Genomic DNA, 26,920 nt, shown 5'->3' with positions numbered 1-26,920 from the left:
ATTTTTCTATTATTAATATATAATTCCTATAATATTCTTTTGGATAGTTAAAATAGGGCTGTCTCACACCCTGAAACAGCCCTCTGGGGATGTCTTTCAGACACCCCGAGGTTTGTTTTATTTATCGTCATCTACTACTTCGTAGTCAGCATCTACTATGTCATCATCTTTAGCTGCGTTGTTTTCTTGCCCTTGTTCAGCTTGCCCTGCTTGCTGTTGCTGAGCTTGTTGTTGATATAATTTTTGTGATATTGCATGGAACTCTGTAGTCAATTCTTCTGTTTTTGCTTTAATATCATCTATGTTATCTGTTTTTAGTGCTTCTTTTAATGCAGTAGCTTTAGCCTCTATTTTAGCTTTTTCATCATCTGATATCTTACCTTCTAAATCTTTTAGTGTTTTTTCTGTTTGATATACTAATGAATCTGCATTATTTCTAACCTCTATTTGCTCTTTTTTCTTTTTATCTTCTTCTGCGTGCATTTCTGCTTCTTTAACTTTTGATTTAATCTCATCTTCACTTAGATTAGTTGAAGCTGTTATAGTTATTTTTTGCTCTTTTCCTGTACCTAAATCTTTTGCTGATACATTTACTATACCATTTGCATCTATATCAAATGTTACTTCTATTTGTGGTATTCCTCTCGGTGCTGGTGCTATACCTGATAACTGGAATCTCCCAAGTGATACATTGTCCGCAGCCATTTGTCTCTCACCTTGTAATACGTTGATATCAACTGCTGTTTGGTTATCAGAATAAGTTGAGAATATTTGGCTTTTCTTTGTAGGTATTGTTGTGTTTCTCTCTATTAGATTTGTACAAATACCACCTGCTGTTTCTATACCTAATGATAATGGAGTTACATCAAGTAACAATACGTCTTTTACTTCTCCACTTAATACTCCTGCTTGTATTGCTGCTCCTAATGCAACACACTCATCTGGATTTACTCCTTTATGTGGATCTTTACCTGTTAGCTTCTTAACTGCTTCTTGTACTGCTGGTATTCTTGTTGATCCACCAACTAATATAACTTTATCTATATCTGAAGGACTTAATCCTCCGTCTTTTAACGCATTTCTTGTTGGTGTTAATGTTCTTTCTACTAAATCTGCTGATAATTCTTCAAATTTAGCTCTTGATAAATCTATATTTAAATGTAATGGACCTGATTGATTTGCTGTTATAAATGGTAGATTGATATTTGTTGTCATTACTGTTGATAATTCTTTTTTAGCTTTTTCACTAGCTTCCTTTAATCTTTGTAATGACATCTTGTCATTTCTTAAGTCTACACCATTTTCTTTTTTGAAGTTCTCTGCTAAATAATCTATTATAACTTTATCAAAATCATCTCCACCTAGGTGATTATCTCCTTTTGTTGATATAACCTCAAATACTCCATCCCCAAGTTCTAATATTGATACGTCAAATGTACCTCCACCTAAGTCAAATACCATTATTTTATGATGCTCATCATCTTTATCTAATCCATATGCTAATGATGCTGCTGTTGGCTCATTTATGATTCTTTGTACGTTTAAGCCTGCTATTCTTCCTGCATCTTTTGTTGCTTGTCTTTGACTATCTGTAAAATACGCTGGTACTGTTATTACTGCATCTGTTACTTTGTCTCCTAGATAATTTTCTGCATCGCTTTTTAGCTTTTGTAATATCATAGCTGATATATCTTGTGGTGTTAGTGCTTTTCCATCTATATTAACTTTATAATCTGTTCCCATTTCTCTCTTTATAGAAGTTATTGTTCTATCTGGATTAGTTATTGCTTGTCTTTTTGCTGTTTCTCCAACTAATCTTTCTCCATCCTTTGTAAATGCAACTATTGATGGTGTTGTTCTATTTCCTTCTGCATTTGCTATAACTACTGGTTCTCCACCTTCCATTACAGCTACACATGAGTTTGTTGTTCCTAAATCGATTCCTATTACTTTAGCCATTTTTATATCCTCCTAAACTCTTTTTTTAGACACTTTTACTACACTTGGTCTTATAACTCTGTCATGTAATTTATAACCCTTTTGGAATACTTCTGTTACTGTATCCTCTCCATCTTCATCTATTGTATCTTGCATTACTGCATGATGAAGGTTTGGGTCGAATTTGCAATTTAAAGCATCAATCTCCTCTAATTCATTCTTTTTAAATATTTCAAGAATCTGTTTATAGACCATTTCGATACCTGTATATAAGTTTTCTTTTTTTGATTCTTCATCGACTGAATCTATAGCTCTCTCCATATTGTCTAATGAACCTAATAAATCTGTAATGAGTGATTGATTCGCATATTTATAAATTGATTGTTTTTCTTTTTCTACTCTTTTTTTGTAGTTTATAAAATCTGCTTGAAGCCTAACATATCTATCCTTTAGGTCTGCTATAATTTTATCACTATCTACTTGCTCTTCTTTTTGCTGATTTTCTGTTTCTTGATTTTCTTCTTCACATGAGCATTCACACTCTTGATTACACTCACACTGTTTAGCATCTTCTTTTATATCTTGGTTTTTGTTACATTCACACACTTTTTACACCCCTCTTTTGCTCTTTTTATGTATGGCTAAGGTTTACTTCTATAAAGGTGTAAGATTGGATTATCCTACACCCATTAATCAAAGAAATATTTTGACAATATATCATTTATATCCATAGCCATGAGTCTTACTATAGGGATAACTTTAGAATATTCCATTCTTGTAGGACCTATTAATCCTATTTTTCCTATAGTTTTTCCATTCATTTTATATGTTGCTGTTATCAAGCTACAATCTTTTATTTCATTATGGTCATTTTCACTACCAATGATGACCTCTATATCATTTTTATTGCTCTCCTTTAACAGCATATCTATAACTGTCTGCTTATTTTCAAGAAATGAAATAATCTCTTTTGCCTTGCAGATATCGTTGTATTCAGCATGGTTAAATATTTTATTTACTCCATCTGTATAATACTTGATTTTATCAAAGTCATCTAATGTGCTATTTATAGTTGGAAATATATCTGATACAATATGACGTAAATCTTCCATATTTTCTATAAACATATTCATTATTTCTTCTTTTATTGTTCTTGGCAATTCATTAATATTTTTGCCCTTTAGCTTAGTATTTAATAAATTTGTTATTATATTCAGTTGTTCATCATTTACTTCATATTGAAGCCTAATTATTGTGTTTTTTACTACACCTGTGTCTGTAACAATAACAACTAATACTCTAAATTCATCTAACGAAACTAACTGTATATGTTTTAACTTGCTATATCTTAGGTTTGGCGCTATTGCAAATGTAGTATAGCTAGTCAAATTGGATAATATACTTAGGCTCGATTGAACGAGCTGTTCAACTTCATTTATACTGCCCAGCAGTTTGCTTTTTATGTTTTGTTTTTTCTCGTTTTCAACCTTCTTAAACTGTATTAAATTATCCACATATAGTCTATAAGCTTTATCAGACGGTATTCTACCTGCTGAAGTATAGGGTTGAAATAGATAACCTAATTCTTCAAGGTCTGACATTTCATTTCTTATAGTAGCAGCACTTACTCCTAAAGAGTATTTTTTTGAAATCGTTCTAGACCCAACAGGCTCACCGCTTGTTATATAATTGTGTATTATAGCTTGTAGTATCCTTATTTTTCTGTCATCTTTCATACATATCTCCTACCAATCTAATGCATTTTGTAGCGCCTTTGTTGATAGTATTTTATTTTATTAGCACTCTCTAGTGTTGAGTGCTAACACTTTCTGTTCTTAAATTATCATTGATATTGAAATTTGTCAATAGTTTTTTTTATTTTTTTTCAAAAACTATTACATTAAGTCACAAAAAATAGTATTAGACAAGTCAAATCCTCGTCTTGTAAGCTTTATTTTATTATCTTCTATTTTTAAAAGCCCTTCTTTTTTATGTTTTTTTAGTACATCCCCATACCTATCGAATATGTCTACTTTAAATTTACCATAAAAATCATCTATATCTATGCCTTCTGTCAATCTTAACCCTAACATCATATACTCAAATATTTTATCATCTCTTACTTCTATTACTTCTTCTATTGGTCTGTTACCTTCCTTCACCTCTTTGAAATAGCTATCAAAACTTTCTCTATTACTCCACCTACTATCATCTATGTTTGAGTGTGAGGCTAGCCCTATGCCGAGGTACGGCTTTAATTTCCAATATGTGAGGTTATGTATGCACTCAAATCCCTTCTTACTAAAGTTTGATATTTCATATTGCATATATCCCTTAGATTGTAAGTAATCTATAGATCTATGATACATATTTCTTTCTATATCTTCGTGTGGTAATGCTATCTGATCGTTATTGTATTTATGAAAGAAAGGTGTTCCTTGTTCAATCTTTAAGCTATACAGTGATATATGGTCTACATCTAATTTAGTTGTTTGTTCTAGCGTATATAAAACGTCATTTATGCTCTGCCTAGGCAAATTAAACATAATATCAAAATTTACATTGTCTATACCAGCATTTCTAATGATTTCGTACGCTCTATATACATCGTATTTATCATGTATTCTACCTATGGATCTTAACAGTCTATTATCTAAGGATTGTACTCCCATGCTTATCCTGTTTATCCCACTATTCTTATAAGCTGTTGCCTTATTTTTGTCTAATGAATTGGGATTTGATTCTATTGTTATCTCTGCATTGTTTTCTATAGTAAATATCTTACCAGTCTCATATAATATCCTCTGGATATATGAACTATCTATACTAGAAGGAGTCCCTCCTCCTATAAAAATTGTTGAGATACTATATTTGCTACTAAGGTACGAATAAATACTTATCTCTTTTATCATATGTTCTATATATTCTTTTATTATATTCTCTTGTTGAGGAAATGATATAAAGTCACAATAGTAACATTTGCTTTTGCAAAATGGTATATGAAAATATAAACTTAGTTGTTTCATGCTTGTTTTTATACTCCCTCTCAACAAAAGAGGCTGACTTAATAGACAGCCCCTTTATATTATTTTTTATTTTCGTCAAACTTCAGTACTACTAAAAATGCATCTTGTGGAACATCTACACTACCAACTGATCTCATTCGCTTCTTACCCTCTTTTTGCTTAGCAAGTAGCTTTTTCTTTCTAGATATATCTCCACCATAACATTTAGCTAATACATCCTTTTTAAGAGCTCTAATCGTCTCTCTAGCTATTATTTTCGAGCCTATTGTTGCTTGTATTGGTACTGCAAACTGATGCCTTGGGATTACGTCTTTTAATCTCTCACATATCTGCCTAGCTCTTTCGTAAGCTTTTTCTTCATGTACTATTATTGAAAATGCATCTACTGCTTCTTTGTTTATCAATATGTCAAGCTTGGCTAACTCAGACTCTTTATAACCTTTTAGTTCATAATCTAAAGAAGCGTATCCCTTAGTCTTTGATTTTAGAGCGTCAAAGAAATCGTATATTACTTCGTTTAGTGGAATCTCATATTTTATTGCTACTCTTGTCTCTTCTAGATATTCCATATTTTTAAATACTGCTCTTCTATTTTGACAAAGCTCCATGATTTGTCCTACATACTCTGTCGGTGACAATATAGTAGCATCTACTATAGGTTCTTCCATGTAACTTATTTCTTGAACTGGTGGTAAATTAGTCGGGTTTTGTATAGTTATCATTTCTCCATCAGTCTTCATTACATTGTATAAAACGCTAGGTGCCGTAGTTATGATATTTAAATCAAACTCTCTATCTAAACGCTCCTGTATTATCTCCAGATGCAATAATCCAAGGAAACCACATCTAAAACCGAATCCTAGTGCCACTGATGTTTCAGGCTCAAATGTCAATGCTGCGTCGTTTACTTGTAGTTTAGCAAGTGCATCTCTAACATCATTATAGTCTTCACCTTCTGCTGGATAGATACCACAGAATACCATCGACGTAACCTGTTTATACCCTGGCAATGGCTCTAGAGTAGGATTTTCTGTCTCTGTAATTGTATCACCCACTCTTGCTTCTCCTACATTTTTGATACTTGCTGCTATATATCCAACATCTCCTGCTTCTAACTTGTCTACTGCTACCATTTTAGGGCAGAATATTCCTACTTCTGTTACTTCAAACTCGCTACCTGTTGCCATCATCTTTATTTTTGTGCCTTTTCTAACTGTCCCTTCAACCACTCTCGTATACGCTATAACACCTTTATATGCATCATAGTATGAATCAAATATAAGTGCTTTTAGTGATGCATTTTTGTCCCCAGTTGGAGGTGGTACGTTGTCAACTATATCTTCTAACACATCTTCTATGTTTATACCATCTTTAGCAGATATAAGTGGTGCATCCTGTGCATCTAGCCCTATTATGTCTTCTATTTCTTGCTTAATTTCATCCGGTCTTGCACTCGGTAGGTCTATTTTGTTGATAACTGGAAGTATTTCTAAGTCTTGATCTATAGCTAAGTAAACATTTGCAAGTGTTTGTGCCTCTATTCCTTGCGCTGCATCAACTACTAGCACTGCTCCTTCACAAGCAGCTAAGCTCCTAGATACTTCATAGTTAAAATCAACATGACCCGGTGTATCTATTAGATTCAGTATATATTCATTTCCATCCTTAGCTTTATATATTAATCTAGTTGTTTGTAGTTTTATTGTTATTCCACGTTCTTTTTCTAAATCCATGCTATCTAATATTTGGTCTGTCATTTCTCTTTTTGTTAACAATCCCGTTTTTTCTATCAATCTATCCGCCAATGTAGATTTTCCATGATCTATATGTGCAACGATAGAAAAATTCCTTATTCTATCTTGTCTATTCATATTATCCTCCTTAGTTTTAATGGAAGTAGTCTTTTACAATTATACCATAAGATTATTTTAGATAAAATAAATATTATTTTATAACATAATATTTACACTTAAAAAAAGAGAAAACCATCCGTCTTTCTCTTTTTTGTTCTTATTTTATCACTTTTCTTATGGAATCATATACATCTTCAGCTTTTTTAATTATGGTATCTTTTAAATTATCTATTAATTGTTTTTCTACTGTATAGTTCTTGCCAAATATCGTTGCTGTGTATTTTTCATTCTTACTATCTATGTAAAATACTCTCTTATTTTTTATACCCATAAACTCTGAAAAACTATTGTCTACTATCACTATTCCTATTAGTAATAAATTTATAATAACCAATAAAGCCATGAATTTTTTAAATTTGTTCTTCTTTCTATTTTTATATCGCTCTATTCTACTATTCACAAAAATCACCACGTGATTATTATAGTCAATTTTTAATCATTGTATACTATTTTTAGTCTAATACACCAAACCTACCATCAAACGGAAAATATCTAAATACGGCTTTTCCTTTAACTGCATCTACTTTCACTGTACCAAAGTATCTACTATCTTTACTAGCTCCCATATGTCTATTGTCCCCCAGTACAAAAATCTCCCCGTCTGGAACTTTTATTTCTAAACTTCCTTCTGTTCTAATGTCTGATTCAGTATAGTTCTCCACATAAAGCTCGCCATTGACGTAAACATGACCATCTATTATTTCTACTTTATCTCCTTCAATTCCTACTACACGCTTAATATAGTCTTTGTTAGGATCATCTGGCGCTTTTATGACAACTATATCTCCTTGTTTTGGCTCTGTTAGTAGATATCCAATTTTGTTTGTAAATAGTCTGTCTTTGTTATGTAATGTTGGAAACATTGAACTACCTACTACGTATGTTGTATCAAATAAAAACATTTTTATAATAAATGCTACTACTACAGCTACTACTATACTTCTAATCCATTCTTTGATTTCTTTCTTAACTTCTCTCTTATTGTTCATAAATAATCCCCCCATTACATGGCTAAAAACATTATAACACTTTTATAGATAAATTAAAAGTTAACCTAATACATCTATAACGATAGGTTAACTTGTTGATATTTGATTATTTTATAATATTCTTTATTGCTACATCTAAAACATCTGCTAGTAATGTTGCAGTGTGATTTGCTTCTTCTATTGTATTAAGATTACTTCCTACCTCTAGTAGCATTGAATAATCACTTATAAACAAATTATATCGTCCATATGGTTTTATCACTAAACCTTTACAAAGCCCTGGATACATACGCTCTGATATTGACATTATGTATTTTGCAAACTTAGTAAGCTGGGTTTTATTTTTACAATCTGATCCTATAACAAATTTAAATGTAGCGGCTTTTTTATTATTTATATCTACCTTGGCTTCCTTTTTGGATCTACTTAGATATGCTGCATTAGATGGTATGCCATCTCTATGTATGTCAATTAGAAATTTAATATTTTTTTCTTTTTTCATTTCACTTCTTATTGTGCTTAATGATCTGTCATATGATTTATTGTAAGACGGTAAATCGTGATATGTTTGTACTTGTTTTATTTTATGGCCTTTTTTATTTAACTCATTTGCTATTATCTCCCCTACCTTCATAACACTGAATTCTTTCTTCTTTGAATGAAAATTGTCGTCTTTTATTGGTAGATATACTTCTGTAGCATGTGTATGATATATCAAAACATATGGCTTATCTTCATTTACAATTTGTTTGCTGTTATAACCTAGTTCGCCTTTAATTTTGTTTATGTCTGCCAAACTTATGCTTCTACTATTAGTTTTAGTAGTTTTAGCTGTTTTTAATGCTTCTTCTATTATTATCACATCTTCTAATATTTTATCTTTAGGTATGTCAATACCTTGCGCATCTTTTATTTCTTCTAGTAAGGGTGTTGTATTTGTTTTATACACTGGCGTAGCTATCTGTGGACCATCTAGCTCTTTGTTATCCTCTCCCGCTACTGCGTCTTTATCTGATGATGGCAATTTGCTAGCTATGTAATTTTGGATTCTATCGCTATTAAATATATATGATAATGCGCTTCTTATAAGGCTTTTTTGAGCATTATCTTCACAAACCTCTGCGTATGTAACCTGCATAAAAGAATTGCTAGACATTATAACATTTAAAAAAAAATCTAATCCTTTGTTGTCCAGTTTTTCTTTTGTTTCTATATTACTAACGGCTTGTACCGAACCTTTACTTGATATTATATTTTTAACACTAAAGAATCCAACTATAAAAATCATTAAACATATTCCTGCTATTGTTACATATTGTAACCCTTTATCTTTGATAAGTACTCCTTTAGACATAAAAACACTCCTCTGAAACATACTTTATCTGTTTACGTTTTCTTATCGTGAGTATATAAGATTATATTCCAGAGAAGCTATAATTATGTGTATAATTTTATTTATTAGTTAATGTATCTATTAACATCTTTAAGGTCTATTCCGTGATGCAGTGATATATTTAATCCGTTTGCTATGATAAGTGATATATCGTCTATTATAGTATCTACCTCTTTAGGTGTAACCATTAAATTTCCCATATATGGATTAAGCATTTGGGAAATCATTTGGTACTTTTCTTGATCCTCTAAACCCTCTAATAACCCATAGAATTCCCCACCTTTCTCTGTATGGTTTTTCATGTCTGTTATTATCAGATCTATAGTATCATTAACCATTGTAGCTGCATCTACTACTGTAGGAACTCCTATCGCATAAACTGGTACTCCTAAATATTCTTTGTTTAGTGATTTTCTATTGTTGCCAACGCCTGCACCTGGGTTTATTCCTGTGTCTGATATCTGAATAGTACTACTGACTCTCTCCATCTTTCTAGATGCTAATGCGTCTATAGCTATTACAACATCTGGTTTTGATTTTTCCACTATTCCTTTGATAATTTCACCAGTTTCCAGTCCAGTAATACCCATTACACCTGGTGATATTGCAGATACATCAGCCATTGTATCATCCTCTGTTTTGTTATACGCCTTAAAAAAATGTCTCGTAACAAATACTTTTTCTACTACCTTGGGCCCTAACGCATCAGGTGTAACATTCCAGTTTCCTAAACCTACTACTAAGCTTTTAGTATGCTTGTCAGTATTTATTAATGCTTTTAACTCTTTTGCTAACACTTGGCTTATTTCATCTTTTAAGTCTTGGTCAGCTTGCTTTAAAGCAGCTGATTCTATAGTTATATAACTTCCTATTTTTTTACCTAATTTTTCTTCTCCCTCTTTGTTTAGTACTTTAACTCTAGTTATCTTATAGTCTTTCTCTTCTTTTACATCAACCTCTACACCCGATATTTCTACATCTCTACCTTCTTTATAGAGTTCTCTACTCTCTATGGCTAAGTCAGTTCTGACTTGAAACACAATACCCACCTCACTTTTTTTGATTATTTTTATGTTTACTCTAATTTAAAAATTTATTCAAAAACACATATATTAATCTATCCCCTTATATATTTTATATGTATTAACCCTTGCTTTTTTATGATATTCGTGGTAAAATACTGTTTGTTAAGCTACAAAGGAGGTGTACTGATGGCTAATATTAAATCAGCTAAGAAAAGAATAAGTGTTATAAACACTAAAACAGCTCTAAACAGACAAAGAAAATCTGAAGTTAGGACATATATCAAGAAACTTGATAAAGCTATAGAGAGCAAAAACTTTGATGATGCAAAGATGTTATTAAGAACTATTGAGAAAAAACTTGATAAAGCGGTTGCTAAAGGAACATTCCACAAGAGTACTGCATCAAGAAAAATAAGCAGACTTAATAAAAAAGTTAATGCTGCTATGTAATAATAAAATGTTGAAAACTCACGTGAATTTTCAAAACTTCGGACTATAGCCGAAGTTTTTTTATTTTCTCAATAATGGGGTCAGGCTTGAATTGTTGAATAATTAATCTCTATTTATTGCTTTTGATATAGCTGACAATGAAATATTTAACCTCTTTGCTAGTTCTGTATTTGTTATGTTGCAATCTCTTTCAGCTTTTAGTATTATCTTTTGTCTAGCTTTTGATATGCTTCTTGCTCGCCCTTTTGACATTAATTTTTCTATTGTTATTTGTTCTTCTTTTACTACCTCATTTATAATTTCTTCTATATCTTTTTGTTTTCTTTTTTGTTTTTCTGCAGTAACTTCTTCTAGTATCTCATACTCTGCTTTTTCTATGTTTTCTATTTCCTTATCAATGAACTTTGTGTATTCCTTTATTGCTATTGTTTTATTTGGAGATATCATATTAAGCACAAAATCAATGTCTGCTAGTTCGCCTATACCTTTCTGATATTCTTTATAACTACTCCACTCGTACTCAATATCTCCTTTTAACATTGCATTTCGTGGATTCATATGTATATATTTTGTTAAGTACAACAAATATCCATCCTTTTTACACAATATAGCTTTATACCTCTGTTGGAACACATGTCCTGTCCTTTTATTCTTTTTGTTATATCTTTGTGTGTATACCTGTTGTATTCCTTGCATTATTTTTGATAACGGTGTTTTTGCTACCTGTATTAGCATATGTACATGATTGTCCATAATACAATATGCATATAGTTTAAAGTCATATTTTTTCTTATATCTATATATTAAATCTTTGTAACTCTTCTTTTCACTTTCTTCTTTTAATATGTATTCTCCGTTATTTCCTCTTACCATCACATGATATAATGCACCTTCGTAGTGGATTCTCTGTTTTCTAGCCATTTATTTTCACCCCTTTTGTTATATTATACCACCTATTTCGTCAACTTTTCAAGCCTGACCCCATTTGGGGAAAATGGGATATTTGCTTATCCCTTCATAGTCAAATCTACAATCAACATTTCTACTGCTATCCTACTGTCTTTAGAGCTTACTTTGATACTTTTGTCTGTTTGTAAGCACCTCATTAGTGCTTTGCTTAATTCATTTTTGGTAAATGATCTGCTCTGATCCATTAGTTTTCTAGCAATAAAGCTTTGGATTTTCATCTCTTTAGCTATATCACTATAACTATATCCCTTTAATGCTAGTAACTTCGCTTCTGTTAATAATCTAAACTGCCTTATAATCATATACATAATTTTAGGAATTGGTTCTTGGTTTATTATTATGTTGTTAAGCTCTTCTAAGCAAACTGTAGTATTTTTTAGACCTATTGCATCTACTAGCCTAAATATATTATTGCTTATGGATTTAGTTATAACCTTGTCAATGCCAGAGTCTATTACATCTTCTCTATCTATGTTATAATCACAGATTTTTATTATTTCATTTTTTACATCAAACATACTCTTGTCTAAACTTTTATCATAATAATTAATCATTGATATAAAGTACTCTATTGTAGCTGTACTTATTTTCTTCTTCCTTGATTTAAACTCTTTGTTAACCCAAGAATATAACTCTCTTTCATTTATTTTGTTAAGCTCTATTATTCCTCCATGCTTCTTTATGAGTTTTACTATCTTTCTTCTATTATCTACTTTCTCTACATTGCAATAAAAAATAAGACACGTGCTATTATTTGGAGACTCAATATAATCTAATATCTCCTGTGTGATATTTTCACTCGTCTTTGATAAAAAAACTTCGTAGTCCTCTATTACTACTATTTTTTTTTCTGACATAAACGGAAGTGTTTCACATGCATTTATTATATCAGATGGTTTTATATCTTCTCTTATATGTATGTAGTTTAAATCAAAAAAAGCTTTGTTTATGTATTTTTTGATTATTTCATTAAGAACGACTGTTTTGAGATAGCTTTCTATACCATAGCATAAATACACAGGTTTTAAACATCCTTTTTTTACATCGTCTAATATAATTTTGTAACTCATTATCCCGCTCCTTCTGCAAATTATCACTATACATATAATCGTTTTTCTAGTGATACCATATTTTTTACTTACAACTGAAATTATACCATATTCCTGTTCACTTTTCTTAAAGAAATTTGCTGTAGATTGATATTTTACTACTATATGTATCGGTTTTAATTATTTGGAGCATAAAAAAAAGATATTTTTTCAATATCTTTTTTTGAGTATTTTATTCTTAATCAACAGATGTAAATAATTTATAAACTATCTTCCATCCCCCTTCAATGCAAAAGATGGAATCAGGCTTGAAATATTGAATAATTATTTTTTTTATTTTTCGCTTTTGATATAGCTGACAGTGATATTCTATTGTTTTATTCCCGAGTTTAGTCTAGATAATAGTCACAATAAATCTCTTAATAATAAGCAAAATCTTACTTCCTATTCTCTATCTGTTAATCTTCTCCATATTAATTTGACCTCTTTCACAATGATTCACATAGCCTATCTTTTTATAAAGGCCTACTGCATTTTCATTTAATACATCAGCATGTAAAAAACTTCTTTTAGCTCCTCTTTCAATTCCCCAGTTTATACAATGATTTAATAGAAGCTTACCTATCCCTTGGTTTTGCTCAGATGGCTTGACTGCTATTAATCTTAACCATAAACAAGTTCCTTTTTCAGAATCAAATCCGTAAAGATTAACCAATGCTATTCCAACTAACTTTTGATTTTTTTCTACTACAAGTATATCACTTGTTGATGATTCATTCCACTGGGTTAATTTTTCTACCTCCATACCATCAAAACCTCTAGACAAACCTGCACAAGCAAATGTTATTTTACTTCCTAATGCATATTCTTCATTATTTATAGGTCTTACTTTGATGTCATTGCTTTTATATAGGATATCCTGAATTTTAAGATCTTGATTCCAAAAATCCATAAATTCACTAACAACTCTAAACCCTTGTTGCTCCATATCGGGTAAAAATGAAGGTGGAATAAATTCAATATATATAGTTTTTTTGAATTCATTTATTACTTGGTTTAGTCCTTCAATAAAACTTTCCTTATCATTACTAGCCCAATACACATGTATCTTATTATTTGAATTTCCTAACTTATAACCGAAGAATGTATCTTCTTTAGCTATCAATACATTAACTTCTTCTAGAACTTCTTCTATCTCTTCATTATCCATATATTTAAAAGAAGTATACTTAAATGTTCTATATGTATTTAAATCATAATTCATTAAATCAGTCCTTTCTGTAATTATAACTTAGCTGTCATATTCATTGTTTATAGTTATTCTATATGTCACCAGTCAGATTCTATACACTCTATAAATTCTAAACTACAATAGGTATTACATTTTTTATTTCTTATGGTTTGTAACATTGTTTCCTCCTTGATATTTTTACCTTTTTTACCATCAACAAATCTTGAAGATTTTAATACACTATCTCCTTTTATATTGCCAAATGTTATATTTTATACTTTATTATACATGGTTTAAGCAATACTTTCAATTTGTTTAATAAATTCTTTGGATTACTTTTCTACTATTATTAGTTGTTATTTTTAGATAACAAGATAACAGACTGTAGTAAATGTTCAAGTTCAAGGCGTGTTAAAATTGAGTAGCAGAGCTTACTTAGAGGTAAGTGAGCAACGGAAATTTTAACACGGGCACAGAAATTGGGCTTTTCTCTACAGTCTGAAAGTTATTATTTAATATCTTTTTTCCAATATCTTATTCTTAATCAACAGATGTAAATAATTTTGAAACTATCTTCCATGTCCCTTCTATATTTTGTAGATGATAGAAATTAACAAAATCTTTACCCATTAGATTTGTTTCTATCAAAGTTGCACAACCAACAACTCCTTGTTCATCTACATTAATAACTCTAGCTGTATATTCTTTTTCTGCTGTTTTCCCATCTACATCATTGAAAAACATCTCCGGTGAGTCACCTACTAATTTATTTCCTACTAGATTCCCTGACATTATAGCTTTTTCGTGAAATAAACTTCTCAATAATTTTGAATTACCTGTCTTTGTTCCTTCTATATATAACTGCATTACTTTATATATAGCTTCCACAGCTTTTAAATTTTTCATTGTAACCCTCCTAGTAAATTTTATTAAAAAAAGTTTGTTCTTCTGAAAATAAATATGATAAAATAATTATAAAAGACTATAGCTATATTAGTCAATGTTTATTAATATTTTAACTAAATAAATATACTTATAATTTTTATTTTAATAAGGAGATGATAAATTTGAGTCATTTTGAAATAGTTAGTAAAGTTGAGGCGGGTGTTGATTCGTTAAAAGAAATTCAAAGTATCGTATCTAATTATTCTGCTAATAATATTTTACTTATAACTGACAAAGGAGTTAGAGCTGTTGGTTTAGTCGATAAGGTGCTAGAAAATATAGATACTACTAAACATAATGTATTGATATTTGATGAAGTTATGCCTAATCCTACTGATACTATGATTGAATCTTGTGTAAATACTTATAAAGATCAAAATATTGACCTAATTATTGCTGTCGGTGGCGGAAGCGCTATTGATTCTTCTAAAGCAATAAACGTATTACTATCGAACTCTGGTCAAATCAGTGACTATGAAGGCATGAACAAAGTCAAAAATGAAACACTACCATTAATAGCAATACCGACAACTGCAGGTACTGCTAGTGAAGTAACTGGTGTTTCTGTTATTACTGATACTAAAAGAAAAGTTAAGATGGTTATAGGCGGAATCAATGTTAATGCTGATTTTGCAATAGTTGATCCTACCTTGACATTAGGTTTACCACCAAGCATAACTGCTTCAACAGGAATGGATGCTCTTACTCACGCTTTAGAATCGTATGTATCAAAATTTGCTACTGTATTTACTGATACATGTGCACTTAGAGCTATAGAACTTATATCTAATAATATAGAGGAAGCTGTGCACAATGGAAAAAATATAGTTGCTAGAGAAAATATGATAAACGCTAGTGTATTGGCTGGCTTTGCATTCAATTGTGCTGTTCTTGGTCTAGTACATGGTATTGCTCACCCATTAGGTGCTCATTTTAATGTTCCTCATGGTATTGCCAATGCTATAATGTTACCATATGTTGTTGAATACAATGCTCCTTTTATGGGATCTAAGTTAGAGAATATCGGTAAGGCTATGAATATTGATGGTGATATAACAGCTGAAAAAGTTGTTGCTAAAATAAAAGAACTTAATGACAATATTAAAATTCCTAGCTTATCTGATACAGGAGTTAAGGAATCCGATATTGATTTAATCGCAGATGCTACTATGAAAGAACCTAGTCTTTTTATGAATCCTAGAGAAGTAAAAATAGAAGAAGTTAAAGACATACTATTAAAAGCTTTAAGTGATAAGTAAACAACAGTATACGTATACGTTACAATAAATAAAATAACCTTTAACCTAGCCAAATAAAAATGATCGTTAATTTCTGTTATAATTATTAATGATCATTTTTTATATTTTCATGATATTAATATATTAAAAATAATAAAATTTATTTAGTTTATAATCATTTTTAATTCATTTAAACTTATCAGATTTACAAAACTCTTCTTTTTTATTAATAAACTTAATATGCACACAAAAATTGTATTCCATATAATCATTTTAAATACCTTAAACAATCCTATCAAACTGTTTTTGTTCATATTGTAACTAGTTATATTATAATCATCTTTAGTGATACTTATAGTTATCAACCCATCTGTATCTGTTCTAAAAACTTTTGTATTATACATACCTAATCTATCTATAACTGCTTTGTGTGGATGTCCATAAACATTTGTACCGACTGAGATTATACCATATTCGGGTTTGCTTTTTTCTAAGAATTTTGCACTAGATGACGTTTTGCTACCATGATGAGCAACTTTGAGTATGTCTATGTCTTCTATATCATTTATAATTTTTGATTCTGATTCTAGCTCTATATCTCCTGTGAACAGTATTTTAGTGTTAAAAATCTTCATTAACATAACTATTGATTTGTCATTAGCACTTAATCCTTTTTCATTGTTTGATTTGGGATATATTATCTCTATGTTTGAATTAGAATCAATACTTAATTTATCCCCTTTTTTTAGTATTCCTATATCTACATCACTTTCTTTTGCTTTAATTATGATCTCTTTTGACAGTTTGTTATTGTAATCTATATATGATATATATAGTTTGTCCACGGATAGATTGTCTAATATATAAGGTACTCCAGCACAGTGGTCTGTATCAAAATGTGATATGAAAATACCATCTAAGTGTGTTATCCCGCTTTTTAATAGATAAGGTACTACTACCTTCTCGCCTGCACTAAATGAGCCATATAATATCCCTCCTGAATCTATGAGATAGTTTTTATTCCCAAGCTCTAAATGCATGCAATCACCTTGTCCAATATCTATAAACTCTATCTTGTAATCGTTGTAAAGCATATCTGTGAGTCCGATGCATAACACCACTAATACTGCATATACAAAAATTACGCGTTTTATTTCTCTACTTAAATCCTTTAATTTTATATACCCAAATAACATAAAAATACCCATGTAATACACTATTATTTCTGCTGTAGTCAATGATGGCAATATCATATTTAAACCTAGAATTTTATATAGTAAAATACTCATATATCTAAAAGATAAAATCAAACCGCCACAAAGTATACCTATTGCAGAACATATTTTAATACTTATAAGTGAAACTATCATCATTATAAATAATATTACTATAATCAGTGATATCAATGGTAGTGCTATGAAATTTACTATGATAGCAAATATAGGTACTTGATTAAAATGATAAGCTATAACTGGTAATATACCTAATTGAACTGCTATTATTGCACTTATTGATGAATTTGGAACTACCTTTTTTATTACTGGGGTAAGTAATAACAACGATATCGCAGCTGTAAATGAGAGTTGAAAACCAACACTAAAAATCCATAGTGGTTTAAACATAAGTATTAAAAAAGCTGCAAAACATAGACTATTTATAGAGTCATTTTTTCTATATATTACATCTGCAAACATACCACACGATAGCATTATCAATGCTCTTAGTACAGATGGTGGATATCCTATCAACCCTCCATATAACCATAGTAGTATCAAGCATACAATCACTCTGATTCTCTTTTGATATATGAACAATTTTAATAAGTATAGTATTATAGCACTTAGTATCCAAACATGAAAACCTGATACAGCTATTATATGCGCCATACCTATACTTCTGATAGTTTTGCTATCCTTCTCACTTAACGCTGTTTTGTCACTAAATATAATCGCCTTTGCTATTTGACTACATTCAGGCGAAAGCGAGATATCCATACTTTTTTTTAGTTTTTCTTTAACGTCAATAATAAATTTAGGTATTGTTGATAATCTACTTCTTTCTATTATTTGTATGTCAACAGCTTTGCACTTTGTCATAGTAAATATATCATCCATCATTAAATATAATCTATAATCAAATAATTTGGGGTTCGTATTGGTACTCGGTAAGCTTACTTTTGATTTATACTCTACATAATCACCTATTTTAAGCTCATTATTTCCTATACATTTAAGGATAATTTTTTCGCTTACCTTTAAAAACTCCTCTTTATTTTTTATATACTCTGTTTTTACTATATAATTTGTACTGTACTCATTCTGCGATATTTTATCTGAAATAATGCCTCTAATTATAACCATATCACCATTAAAATTTGTCATTTCGCTCTTGTGCAAATTTAGCTGTATTACTATCATGCCTAGTAACGTAACAAGAATCAGAAATGTTATATTGTTATGCATATAAACTGTGATAAATACTAAAATACAACTAAGTATTATAACTATATATAAATCTATATCTATAAAAAAACCAGCTAATAATCCCAAAATAAAAAATATAGTCAACATTGCAAAAGGTTTTTTCATATCATCAGCCTTTCTTTAGAGAGTTAACTATATTTTATAATATTTGGTTGTTTTTGTATATATTCTTTTATATTCCATATTTCCGATGTCTCTGAACTGTATACCCACAACGAACGACCTTCCCTGTAGTGGTGCTATAGCACCCAATGAAGAGATGTGCGTAGCAAACGAAAAATATGTTAAGTAAAATTACATACGGAAACACCTTATATTTAACCTTAAAATTATCTGTATAGTTTCTACAAATTACTGTTTAACTTCCTTGTGATTATCAAGTTGCTGTTGTTTCTTAACTTTTGTACACTTTTTTATGCCCAATAGATCAAATCTCTATTCTATTGAATTAATATATCTTTCTTCTATCAAACTAGCTAATCCCTTTGCTCCAATATTATTCAAATGAATGCCATCAATAGTACTTGCACACCCTCTCTTATTACTTATATATTTAGAAAATGGTAAATAAGTAGTTAAAACTGTATCATATATAACATCAAAAGGTTCTTTAGATATGAAATATGCATTTTGTTCATTTTTTGCTTTAATCACCTTTTTTTGCCATGCATTGAAATCAATATAGTCAATACTAAACTCTTTAGTCAAAATATTTATAGCTTCATTAAAAATATCAACAGTATAATTTAGTTTCGTATTTAATTCTTCTCCTATACATGGAATGCTTACAATCTTAATATTTTTTGTGTAGTTTAAAAGCATATGTATTAATTGACGATATTTAGACTTAAATTCCTCCTTATTTTTACATGGTATGCTTCCCCGTTTAAACAAATAATCTGTTTTTATTCTCCATTTAACTGAGTATGTTCTTAGGTATGGTAGTAGTATATCATTTGCACCAATTTCAATTAAGTAATCGTTGTAATTTGAATTTTCCAAAGTATATGTTATTCGTTTGCAGACACCAATTAATGTATCCCCACCTAAACCATAGTTTTTAAATCCTTTTTTGCTTTTAATGTATTTTAAGTATGTAAGTCCTGGTCTACCCTGTGTAATACTATCTCCAAAGCATAAAACCATTTAATCCTTAACTCCTTTAACTATTTAAAATAAAATATTTTTCTATGATATAATTATATCATTTACCTCTATAGAAGTCTTCTCTAAACATCTGAAAATACAGCTAATTATTATAACTATATATAAATCTATATCTATAATAAAACATCTAATAATCCGAAAATAAAAATATAGTAAACATCACAAAAGGTTTTTTTATATCATCAGCCTTTCTTTAGAGTTTTACTATATTTTATAATATTTGGTTGTTTTTGACATCAATCGCTTTATATTTACTTAAACTATATTATTAGAAATACAAAAAATATAAAACCCGCAAAATCAATTATAGCTATTGCTACAACTAAATTCTTAAGATTAATATTTCTTGATGTAGATAATAGATATATTATTATAACTGCATCTATAATTATATAGTAAACACAAAAATATATGTTACTTAAGAATTTTACCAATAGCAACTTATTATGTAATAGTATTAGCATTAGTATCCATTTTCCTATGCTTATGACTTCTGTTTTTATTTCTCCTTCGCCATAATCTTCGCTATAATATCCTTGTGAATTCACTGCTTCCTTTATTATATCTTTGTCTCTATACATTTTTCCCCCTTTATAATTAAAATCATAGTCATTTCAAACTATATATCTTTATGTCATCTTTTTAATATACAAGTACATATAATACAAAACCTATGAGTGATAGTATTAGACCTGCTTTTCCATAATTCTTCAAATTTGCATTGTTAGAACATATTAATGCTATAGTTGTGATGATATTAACTATAGGTATAGCAGTAGCTATCAATATCAGTATCCAGCACCCCACGCTAACTGTATCATCACCTCCACCATAGTATCCATTTGATTTTGATGCATTATTCATCATTTCATAATCATTCATAAGATTCCCCCTATTTTATTTTAATACATAAAAAGAAACTAGTTAATTGTCAAATCTAGCTTCTTTTTTAAGTCATATTTTATGCAGTTATAACTGTTCCACTTTCTCCTTTTAATGCATCTTTTGCTTTTGCTAATGAAGCTATTAATGACTTCCTTCCTTTTTTCGATTCTGCAAACATCATAGCTGCCTTTACCTTTGGCAACATACTACCTGGTGCAAAATGTCCTTCTTCTATATATTTGTTAGCTTCTTCTATGCTCATAGTTTCTAAATCTTTTTGATTAGGTTTACCAAAGTTAATAGAAACTCTATCTACTGCTGTTAATATGACTAACATATCAGCGTCTAAATCTTCTGCTAATTTTTCTGAAGCTAAATCTTTGTCAATAACAGCAGCTGTTCCTTCTAAGCCATTTGCTGTCTCTATTACTGGTATACCTCCACCGCCTACTGTTATGACTATTTGACCTGCATCTATTAGCGTTTTGACTGTCTCTATCTCTACTATTCTCTTAGGCATTGGTGATGCTACCACTCTTCTGTAACCTCTTCCTGAATCTTCTACTACATTGTAACCTTTTTCTTTTACTAGTGCATCTGCCTCTTCTTTTGAATAAAACGGCCCTATGGGCTTTGTTGGATTTAAGAAAGCGTTGTCCTCTTTATCAACAACTACCTGTGTTACTATTGATGATACTGGACTTTTGATTCCTCTACGCCTTAACTCATCTCCCAGACTTTGTTGTATATGGTATCCTATCATACCTTGGCTCATAGCACCACAAACATCAAATGGCATTGCTGGTGTTACACTGTTTGCAGCTTCGTTTTGCAATACGATTCTTCCCACTTGAGGACCATTACCATGTGCTATTATCAATTCGTACCCTTCTTTTATAAGGTCTGCTAAGTATACGACTGTTTTCTTTATAACTTCTAGCTGCGAATCAGCTGTAGCTGGTTTTCCGCTCTCTTGTAGTGCATTACCCCCTAAAGCAACTACTACTTTTTTCAATTAAATCCCTCCTAATATAAATTGGGTGATGATAAATCAACACCCAATTTTATTTATGTGTATTGTTTATAATTATTTGCCTAAAGTAGCAACCATAACAGCTTTGATTGTATGCATTCTGTTTTCTGCTTCATCAAACACTACAGAATGTTTACTCTCAAACACTTCGTCAGTTACTTCCATTGCATCTATTCCATATTTTTCATATGTTTCTTTCCCAATAGTTGTATTTGTATCATGGAATGCTGGTAAGCAATGCATAAATAAAACTTCTTCATCAGCGTTCTTGATCATATTCATATTAACTTGGTATGGCAATAATTCTTTAATTCTCTTAGCCCATACTTCGTCTGGCTCACCCATTGATACCCAAACATCAGTGTAGATTACATCTACTCCTTTTGTTCCTTCTTCTACTGAGTCTGTTGTTGTTATCTTAGCTCCTGTCTCTTTAGCTATTTCTTTTGCCTTTGCTATCAAGCTTTCTTCTGGGAATAAATCTTTTGGAGATACGATTCTGAAATCCATACCCATCTTCGCTGCACCAATCATAAGTGAGTTACCCATGTTGTTTCTTCCATCTCCTACATATGCAAACTTGATATCTTTTAAGTGTCCTTTGTGCTCTATTATAGTTAAGAAGTCAGCTAATATTTGAGTTGGATGGAATTCATCAGTTAATCCATTCCACACTGGTACTCCTGAATATTTAGCTAAAGCTTCAACTTTATCTTGTGAAAATCCTCTATACTCTATTCCGTCGTACATTCTACCAAGCACTCTTGCAGTATCAGCGATAGATTCTTTTTTGCCCATTTGGCTACCTGTTGGTCCTAAGTATGTAACTCCAGCACCTTGATCCATAGCTCCAACTTCAAAAGCACATCTTGTTCTTGTAGACGCTTTCTCAAATATTAAAGCAACATTTTTACCTTCCATAGTCTTTTGCTCTGTTCCTGTATATTTAGCCCTTTTTAAATCCCTAGATAAATCTAATAAAAATTTTATTTCTTTAGGTGTAAAATCTAACAATGTTAAAAAACTTCTTCCTCTTAAATTAACTGGCATTTTAATATTCCTCCTTATATTCGCTTTTTCTAATTTATATTTATAATTTTGTTATTATAAATCATCTCTAATCAAAGGCATACTCATACACCTAGGTCCACCTCTACCTCTTGAAAGCTCAGAACTTGGTATGATGTGTGTTTTTATGCCATGCTCCTGCAAAATTTTATTAGTTACATGGTTTCTAGAATATACTATAACCTCCCCTGGAGATATTGCTAATGTATTTGAACCATCATTCCATTGCTCTCTTGCCGAGTCAATAGGGTCTCCTCCTGCACACCTTATCAATGTAACTGAATCTAAATTTAGATATTTCTTCAATATCTCACTTAGATCTGCTTGTTCTTTTGCTATCTTAAAACCGTTTGCGCTATTGATATCTTTTTTAATTGAATATACAGTGAGTGGTCCTTCTATCTCTGGATGTATTGTGAATTTATCGTAGTCAATCATAGTGAAAACTGTATCAAGATGCATAAATGCCCTTTTCTTTGGTATATCAAATGCTAATATAGTCTCAAAGCTCTCTTCACTTATAAATAAGTTTTGAGCAAACCTCTCTATTGCACCTGCATCTGTTCTCTGAGATATACCTATTGCTAATACTTTATCGCTTAAAACAAGCTCGTCTCCACCCTCTAATGAAAGTTCTTCATCTCTATTAAACCATATTGGGATATTAAAATCTCTAAATCTTGGGTGGTATTGGAATATATATTTTGCAAATATAGTTTCTCTGTTTCTTGTTTCTGTTCTCATATGGTTCAGCGTAATACCCGTTCCTATTGTAGCAAATGGGTCTCTTGTAAAATATAAATTTGGTAAAGGATCTAGTATGAATGGATAGTTTGATTTAACCATCTCTGAAAGTGATATTTTCTTATAAGATTTAAGCTCTTTTGTCCTTATACCCGACATCAATTTGTCTATTAATTCCTTATCATTAAACTGTTCAAGGTATTCCTTTAGTTGCTCTTTAACACCTATTCCTCTTATTCTTGATTCATTTAAAAACCGGTCTATAAATTTATCTCTTACTATCTCATCAACTATAGACTCAGCCATTAGATTTTCTAGGTACAACACTTCTACTCCATTGTCACTAAGCACATTTGCAAATGCATCGTGCTCTTTTTTTGCAACTTCTAGATATGGGATATCATCAAATAGCAATCTCTCCATCAATGCAGGTGTAATATTTTCTATTTCTTTACCTGGTCTATGTAGTAATACAGTTCTTAATGTACCTATTTCTGATTTAACATTTAAAGGTGTTTTTGCAGATTTAGTCAAAACTTTAGCCTCCCTAAAAATAATGATAGTCTTAACTAATTTGCCTCAATTTTGATTATATTAACTGCCCCAAATTTTGTCAAGACTTGTAGTTTGACGTATTTTTATAACTCATGCATTTTTATGCATTTTGCGTATATTGATAAGGTTTAATATTTACTCATTACAATTAATCGCCTCTAGATCTTTTTTTACTTGTAGATTATATACTCATTTGAGTTATATTTATACATCAAAAATATTTATTCTTAACTATAATCTTCCCCATAAATAATATGTATATTCTCTTTTTCATTGATTTAAAATAGCACATTGACACAATAAAAATAGATGCCATAAAGACATCTATTATAAACCTATACTCTATATACCTTCATAATTTCACTAAGCTCAAATTCTACTCTACTTTCTGCTAAAGCTTCTCTTTTTATTTCCTTTAGATCATACTCAGGCCAAAAATGTGTTAATATAAGCTTTGTGACATTTGCTTTTGTAGCTACCTCAGCAGCTTGTTTTGCTGACATATGTGGAGTATCTTTTTTTCTATCTTTTTCTAAAACTCCTGCTTCACATAAAAATACATCTGCATCGCGTGCAAAATTGATAATATTTTGACTATATGCTGTATCAGCTGAATAAACAAAACTCTTATTATCACATCGAACTTTTATTGAATAACATTCAACTGGATGCATTGTCCTCTTAAATGTTACTATTAGTCCTTTTACACGTATTTCCTGTTCTTCTTTTATAGGCATAATATTAAATGATTCATTATAATTCATGAGTTGCAATATGTTCTCGTTGTCCATTGGTGTATATAGTGGCATTGATACTTTATCAGTTTTATCCATATTTAGTCCAATTGCATATCTCATTATAAATATATCGCTAACGTGATCTGCATGTAAATGAGAAATAAATATAGCGTCTATTTCATCTATAGGACAAACTTTTTTTAGATTAGATAATACTCCATTTCCACAATCAATCAATATCTTAGTATCTTTTGTTTCTATAAGATACCCAGAACATGCACCTCCTGCTGTTGGATAAGGTCCATTATTCCCTAAAATCGTTAATTTCAAAAAACGTCACCCCTTAAACTAATATTCACTATACATATTATGATATAACAATTATTAGTTTTTATCCAACATTTTATTTATTGTATTAGTTTTGCTTATAGCAGATACTATTAAATACGCTATAACACTCCCTAATATGAATTGTAATATATTTGCTGGTATGCTGAATATAGGCACTACCATATTTCCTTTTAGTATACCTCCTGCAAAATAGTATCCTATTATCATCCACACTCCTGCTAGTGACATGCCTAACATATTGTTTATGTTCATGTATTCGTTCTTTTTATTAGATAGTATTGATATTGTAACTATAAGTAATGGTATTAATATAATAGCTATTGTTATAATATGCTCGACTCTTGTTATCATTTTTGACAGCTCGCCTACACTAGTTAACTCAAACTTTTCTATAAGTAGCTTTGTTATATCTGGTTTTTTTAGTATACCTGAAAGTAAAGTCCTTATCCAAAATGCTAGACCAATCCACACCGTTATCAATGAACCACTAACTATTACTCTCATCTTCATTGATCTCTTATTTGAGTTGTGAGCTATCACTCCAACTATTAGACCCATAAGTCCTTTTATTATTAATGTTGGTAATGCCCAATGTGGGTATTCTAAGTACAAATCGGCTAATGCTGAGCCTAGTCCTCCAGCTATTGCTCCATATTTCCACCCAAACAATATCGCTGAAATAAATATCATACTATCGCCTGCATTAACGTATCCTTCTGTAAACGGCACTGGAATATGTGGTATTATTGCTGTTGCTACAAAGACCAGTGTAATACACAACCCACCAAAAACTATAAATCTAATTTTGTCTCTACTCATTATGAACCACCTCTACAATTGTATCGTTGTTTTCTCACTAATTATACTACAATACAATTGCATTTAGAATCGTTATAGCATAATCCAGCTATACGTTTTTCTTTTGTATGGGTACACTTATGTTATGCTTCTATTTCTTTCTCTCTTTTGAATATTGCAACTATACTTCTTCCTTTGCTGTTATTGTTAATTCCCACTAACTCCCATCCTTGATTTCCTAGCTCGTTTAGTTTCTCTTCATGTTGCTTTGTCAAAACCATAGATACCATTCCATGTGTTCTTAGATTTTCTATCTTATACTCAAATTTTTTCAAATTCATCACCTCATTATATTATTCTACCTAGCATTATACTAATTTATTTACAATAATTTATCAATATTTTATTTATAATTATCTCTAAAAGAAGTATAATATTTGTATTAACTACTGTGAGGTGGAGTTACATGAAAAAATATATTAGCTTTATTATTCTAATATCGTCTATGTTGTTTTTGATTGGCTGTTCTAATAAAAAACAAGAATATCTAACTCAGTATATAACTGTTGATTTAAAGCCAATTATAGATACTCAAAACGAGATTTTAGATGAGTACGAAAAGCTAACACAAAATAAATCCATAGAACCTGAGACGATGTTAAACGCTCTTGATAAGTCTATAATACCTAAAAGTAAAAACATTATTTTTAGCTTAGAAGGTATTCATAGTGAGTCTGCAGAAATAACTAGGATTCATAAAATTTTAGTTGATGGATATAAGCATCAATTTAGAGCTTTTATAACCTTTAGAGAAGGCTTATCAACAGATAATACTAATGTAATTTACTATGCCGAAAAATTGCTTGATGAAGCTAAAAAGCATATGTCCGATTTTAACAATGAAGTAGAGAAATTGAAAAATCTTAATTAACA

The 26,920-nt window shown here is 30.4% G+C and carries 26 protein-coding genes; 3 read left to right on the top strand and 23 right to left on the bottom strand.

The genetic code is table 11. The annotated features are described in order from the left end of the window. Positions 1-117: 117 nt before the first annotated feature. From dnaK to gpr, 9 genes are all read right to left on the bottom strand, one after another. A complete protein-coding gene (gene dnaK, locus P3X86_RS12225; protein ID WP_483292979.1) occupies positions 118-1,959 on the bottom strand; it encodes a molecular chaperone DnaK in 1,842 nt (613 codons plus the stop codon). Positions 1,960-1,971: 12 nt separating this feature from the next. Continuing rightward, positions 1,972-2,544: a nucleotide exchange factor GrpE gene (gene grpE, locus P3X86_RS12220; RefSeq protein ID WP_483292978.1), complete on the bottom strand. Its 573-nt coding sequence runs from the start codon at positions 2,542-2,544 to the stop codon at positions 1,972-1,974. Between the two features lie 83 nt (positions 2,545-2,627). Further along, a complete protein-coding gene (gene hrcA / locus P3X86_RS12215; protein ID WP_483292977.1) occupies positions 2,628-3,674 on the bottom strand; it encodes a heat-inducible transcriptional repressor HrcA in 1,047 nt (348 codons plus the stop codon). Between the two features lie 159 nt (positions 3,675-3,833). Beyond that, a complete protein-coding gene (gene hemW, locus P3X86_RS12210) occupies positions 3,834-4,964 on the bottom strand; it encodes a radical SAM family heme chaperone HemW (protein ID WP_483292976.1) in 1,131 nt (376 codons plus the stop codon). A 59-nt stretch (positions 4,965-5,023) separates the two neighbouring features. Then, complete coding sequence (lepA, locus tag P3X86_RS12205; RefSeq protein WP_483292975.1) at positions 5,024-6,835, bottom strand: translation elongation factor 4; 1,812 nt, start codon at positions 6,833-6,835, stop codon at positions 5,024-5,026. A gap of 139 nt (positions 6,836-6,974) precedes the next feature. After that, positions 6,975-7,277, bottom strand: coding sequence for a hypothetical protein (locus P3X86_RS12200; RefSeq protein ID WP_483292974.1), 303 nt, complete (start codon positions 7,275-7,277; stop codon positions 6,975-6,977). Positions 7,278-7,329: 52 nt separating this feature from the next. Then, positions 7,330-7,866 carry a signal peptidase I gene (gene lepB / locus P3X86_RS12195; protein WP_483292973.1) on the bottom strand — a complete coding sequence of 179 codons (537 nt, stop codon included), beginning with the start codon at positions 7,864-7,866 and terminating at the stop codon, positions 7,330-7,332. 106 nt (positions 7,867-7,972) lie between these two features. Continuing rightward, complete coding sequence (gene spoIIP / locus P3X86_RS12190; protein ID WP_483292972.1) at positions 7,973-9,220, bottom strand: stage II sporulation protein P; 1,248 nt, start codon at positions 9,218-9,220, stop codon at positions 7,973-7,975. A 104-nt stretch (positions 9,221-9,324) separates the two neighbouring features. Further along, positions 9,325-10,299, bottom strand: a complete 975-nt coding sequence (gene gpr, locus P3X86_RS12185; protein ID WP_483292971.1) for a GPR endopeptidase — start codon at positions 10,297-10,299, stop codon at positions 9,325-9,327. 171 nt (positions 10,300-10,470) lie between these two features. Between gpr and rpsT the strand changes: the two genes are divergently transcribed. Beyond that, positions 10,471-10,734, top strand: coding sequence for a 30S ribosomal protein S20 (gene rpsT, locus P3X86_RS12180; RefSeq protein ID WP_483292970.1), 264 nt, complete (start codon positions 10,471-10,473; stop codon positions 10,732-10,734). Between the two features lie 102 nt (positions 10,735-10,836). Here rpsT and P3X86_RS12175 read toward each other — a convergent pair whose 3' ends face one another. From P3X86_RS12175 to P3X86_RS12160, 4 genes are all read right to left on the bottom strand, one after another. Beyond that, the gene (locus P3X86_RS12175; RefSeq protein ID WP_483292969.1) at positions 10,837-11,655 is read right to left on the bottom strand and encodes a transposase; all 819 of its coding nucleotides are present in this window, start codon (positions 11,653-11,655) and stop codon (positions 10,837-10,839) included. 86 nt (positions 11,656-11,741) lie between these two features. Next, positions 11,742-12,773 (bottom strand): DNA polymerase III subunit delta, encoded by a 1,032-nt coding sequence (gene holA / locus P3X86_RS12170; protein ID WP_483292968.1) that lies wholly within the window; start codon positions 12,771-12,773, stop codon positions 11,742-11,744. Positions 12,774-13,203: 430 nt separating this feature from the next. Continuing rightward, positions 13,204-14,016, bottom strand: coding sequence for a GNAT family N-acetyltransferase (locus P3X86_RS12165; RefSeq protein WP_483292967.1), 813 nt, complete (start codon positions 14,014-14,016; stop codon positions 13,204-13,206). Between the two features lie 507 nt (positions 14,017-14,523). Then, positions 14,524-14,889: a nuclear transport factor 2 family protein gene (locus tag P3X86_RS12160; RefSeq protein WP_483292966.1), complete on the bottom strand. Its 366-nt coding sequence runs from the start codon at positions 14,887-14,889 to the stop codon at positions 14,524-14,526. A gap of 161 nt (positions 14,890-15,050) precedes the next feature. Here P3X86_RS12160 and P3X86_RS12155 point away from each other — a divergent pair, with 161 nt between their 5' ends. Continuing rightward, positions 15,051-16,187, top strand: coding sequence for an iron-containing alcohol dehydrogenase family protein (locus tag P3X86_RS12155; protein WP_483292965.1), 1,137 nt, complete (start codon positions 15,051-15,053; stop codon positions 16,185-16,187). 143 nt (positions 16,188-16,330) lie between these two features. Here P3X86_RS12155 and P3X86_RS12150 read toward each other — a convergent pair whose 3' ends face one another. The 10 genes from P3X86_RS12150 to P3X86_RS12105 form a co-directional block, all read right to left on the bottom strand. After that, positions 16,331-18,754 carry a DNA internalization-related competence protein ComEC/Rec2 gene (locus tag P3X86_RS12150; RefSeq protein ID WP_483292964.1) on the bottom strand — a complete coding sequence of 808 codons (2,424 nt, stop codon included), beginning with the start codon at positions 18,752-18,754 and terminating at the stop codon, positions 16,331-16,333. Positions 18,755-19,084: 330 nt separating this feature from the next. After that, positions 19,085-19,795: an SGNH/GDSL hydrolase family protein gene (locus tag P3X86_RS12145; protein WP_483292963.1), complete on the bottom strand. Its 711-nt coding sequence runs from the start codon at positions 19,793-19,795 to the stop codon at positions 19,085-19,087. Between the two features lie 281 nt (positions 19,796-20,076). Beyond that, positions 20,077-20,397, bottom strand: coding sequence for a hypothetical protein (locus tag P3X86_RS12140; protein WP_483292962.1), 321 nt, complete (start codon positions 20,395-20,397; stop codon positions 20,077-20,079). A 61-nt stretch (positions 20,398-20,458) separates the two neighbouring features. Beyond that, the gene (locus P3X86_RS12135; RefSeq protein WP_483292961.1) at positions 20,459-20,698 is read right to left on the bottom strand and encodes a hypothetical protein; all 240 of its coding nucleotides are present in this window, start codon (positions 20,696-20,698) and stop codon (positions 20,459-20,461) included. 79 nt (positions 20,699-20,777) lie between these two features. Beyond that, on the bottom strand, positions 20,778-21,716 hold the full coding sequence (gene arcC, locus P3X86_RS12130) for a carbamate kinase (protein WP_483292960.1): 939 nt from the start codon (positions 21,714-21,716) through the stop codon (positions 20,778-20,780). A 72-nt stretch (positions 21,717-21,788) separates the two neighbouring features. Next, positions 21,789-22,784 carry an ornithine carbamoyltransferase gene (argF, locus tag P3X86_RS12125; protein WP_483292959.1) on the bottom strand — a complete coding sequence of 332 codons (996 nt, stop codon included), beginning with the start codon at positions 22,782-22,784 and terminating at the stop codon, positions 21,789-21,791. 54 nt (positions 22,785-22,838) lie between these two features. After that, the gene (gene arcA, locus P3X86_RS12120; RefSeq protein WP_483292958.1) at positions 22,839-24,080 is read right to left on the bottom strand and encodes an arginine deiminase; all 1,242 of its coding nucleotides are present in this window, start codon (positions 24,078-24,080) and stop codon (positions 22,839-22,841) included. Positions 24,081-24,436: 356 nt separating this feature from the next. Beyond that, a complete protein-coding gene (locus tag P3X86_RS12115) occupies positions 24,437-25,168 on the bottom strand; it encodes an MBL fold metallo-hydrolase (protein ID WP_483292957.1) in 732 nt (243 codons plus the stop codon). Between the two features lie 54 nt (positions 25,169-25,222). Next, positions 25,223-26,008: an ECF transporter S component gene (locus P3X86_RS12110; RefSeq protein ID WP_483292956.1), complete on the bottom strand. Its 786-nt coding sequence runs from the start codon at positions 26,006-26,008 to the stop codon at positions 25,223-25,225. Between the two features lie 122 nt (positions 26,009-26,130). Then, the gene (locus P3X86_RS12105) at positions 26,131-26,322 is read right to left on the bottom strand and encodes a DUF4177 domain-containing protein (protein WP_483292955.1); all 192 of its coding nucleotides are present in this window, start codon (positions 26,320-26,322) and stop codon (positions 26,131-26,133) included. Between the two features lie 131 nt (positions 26,323-26,453). On the opposite strand from P3X86_RS12105, the gene P3X86_RS12100 reads away from it, so the two are divergent. Further along, positions 26,454-26,918, top strand: coding sequence for a hypothetical protein (locus P3X86_RS12100; protein WP_483292954.1), 465 nt, complete (start codon positions 26,454-26,456; stop codon positions 26,916-26,918). The last annotated feature ends 2 nt before the right edge of the window (positions 26,919-26,920 follow it).

It is taken from the genome of Abyssisolibacter sp. ZYX002, from assembly GCF_056892235.1.
Note: the sequence above shows the minus strand (reverse complement) of the source record. Positions and strands in the feature narration are given on the sequence as shown.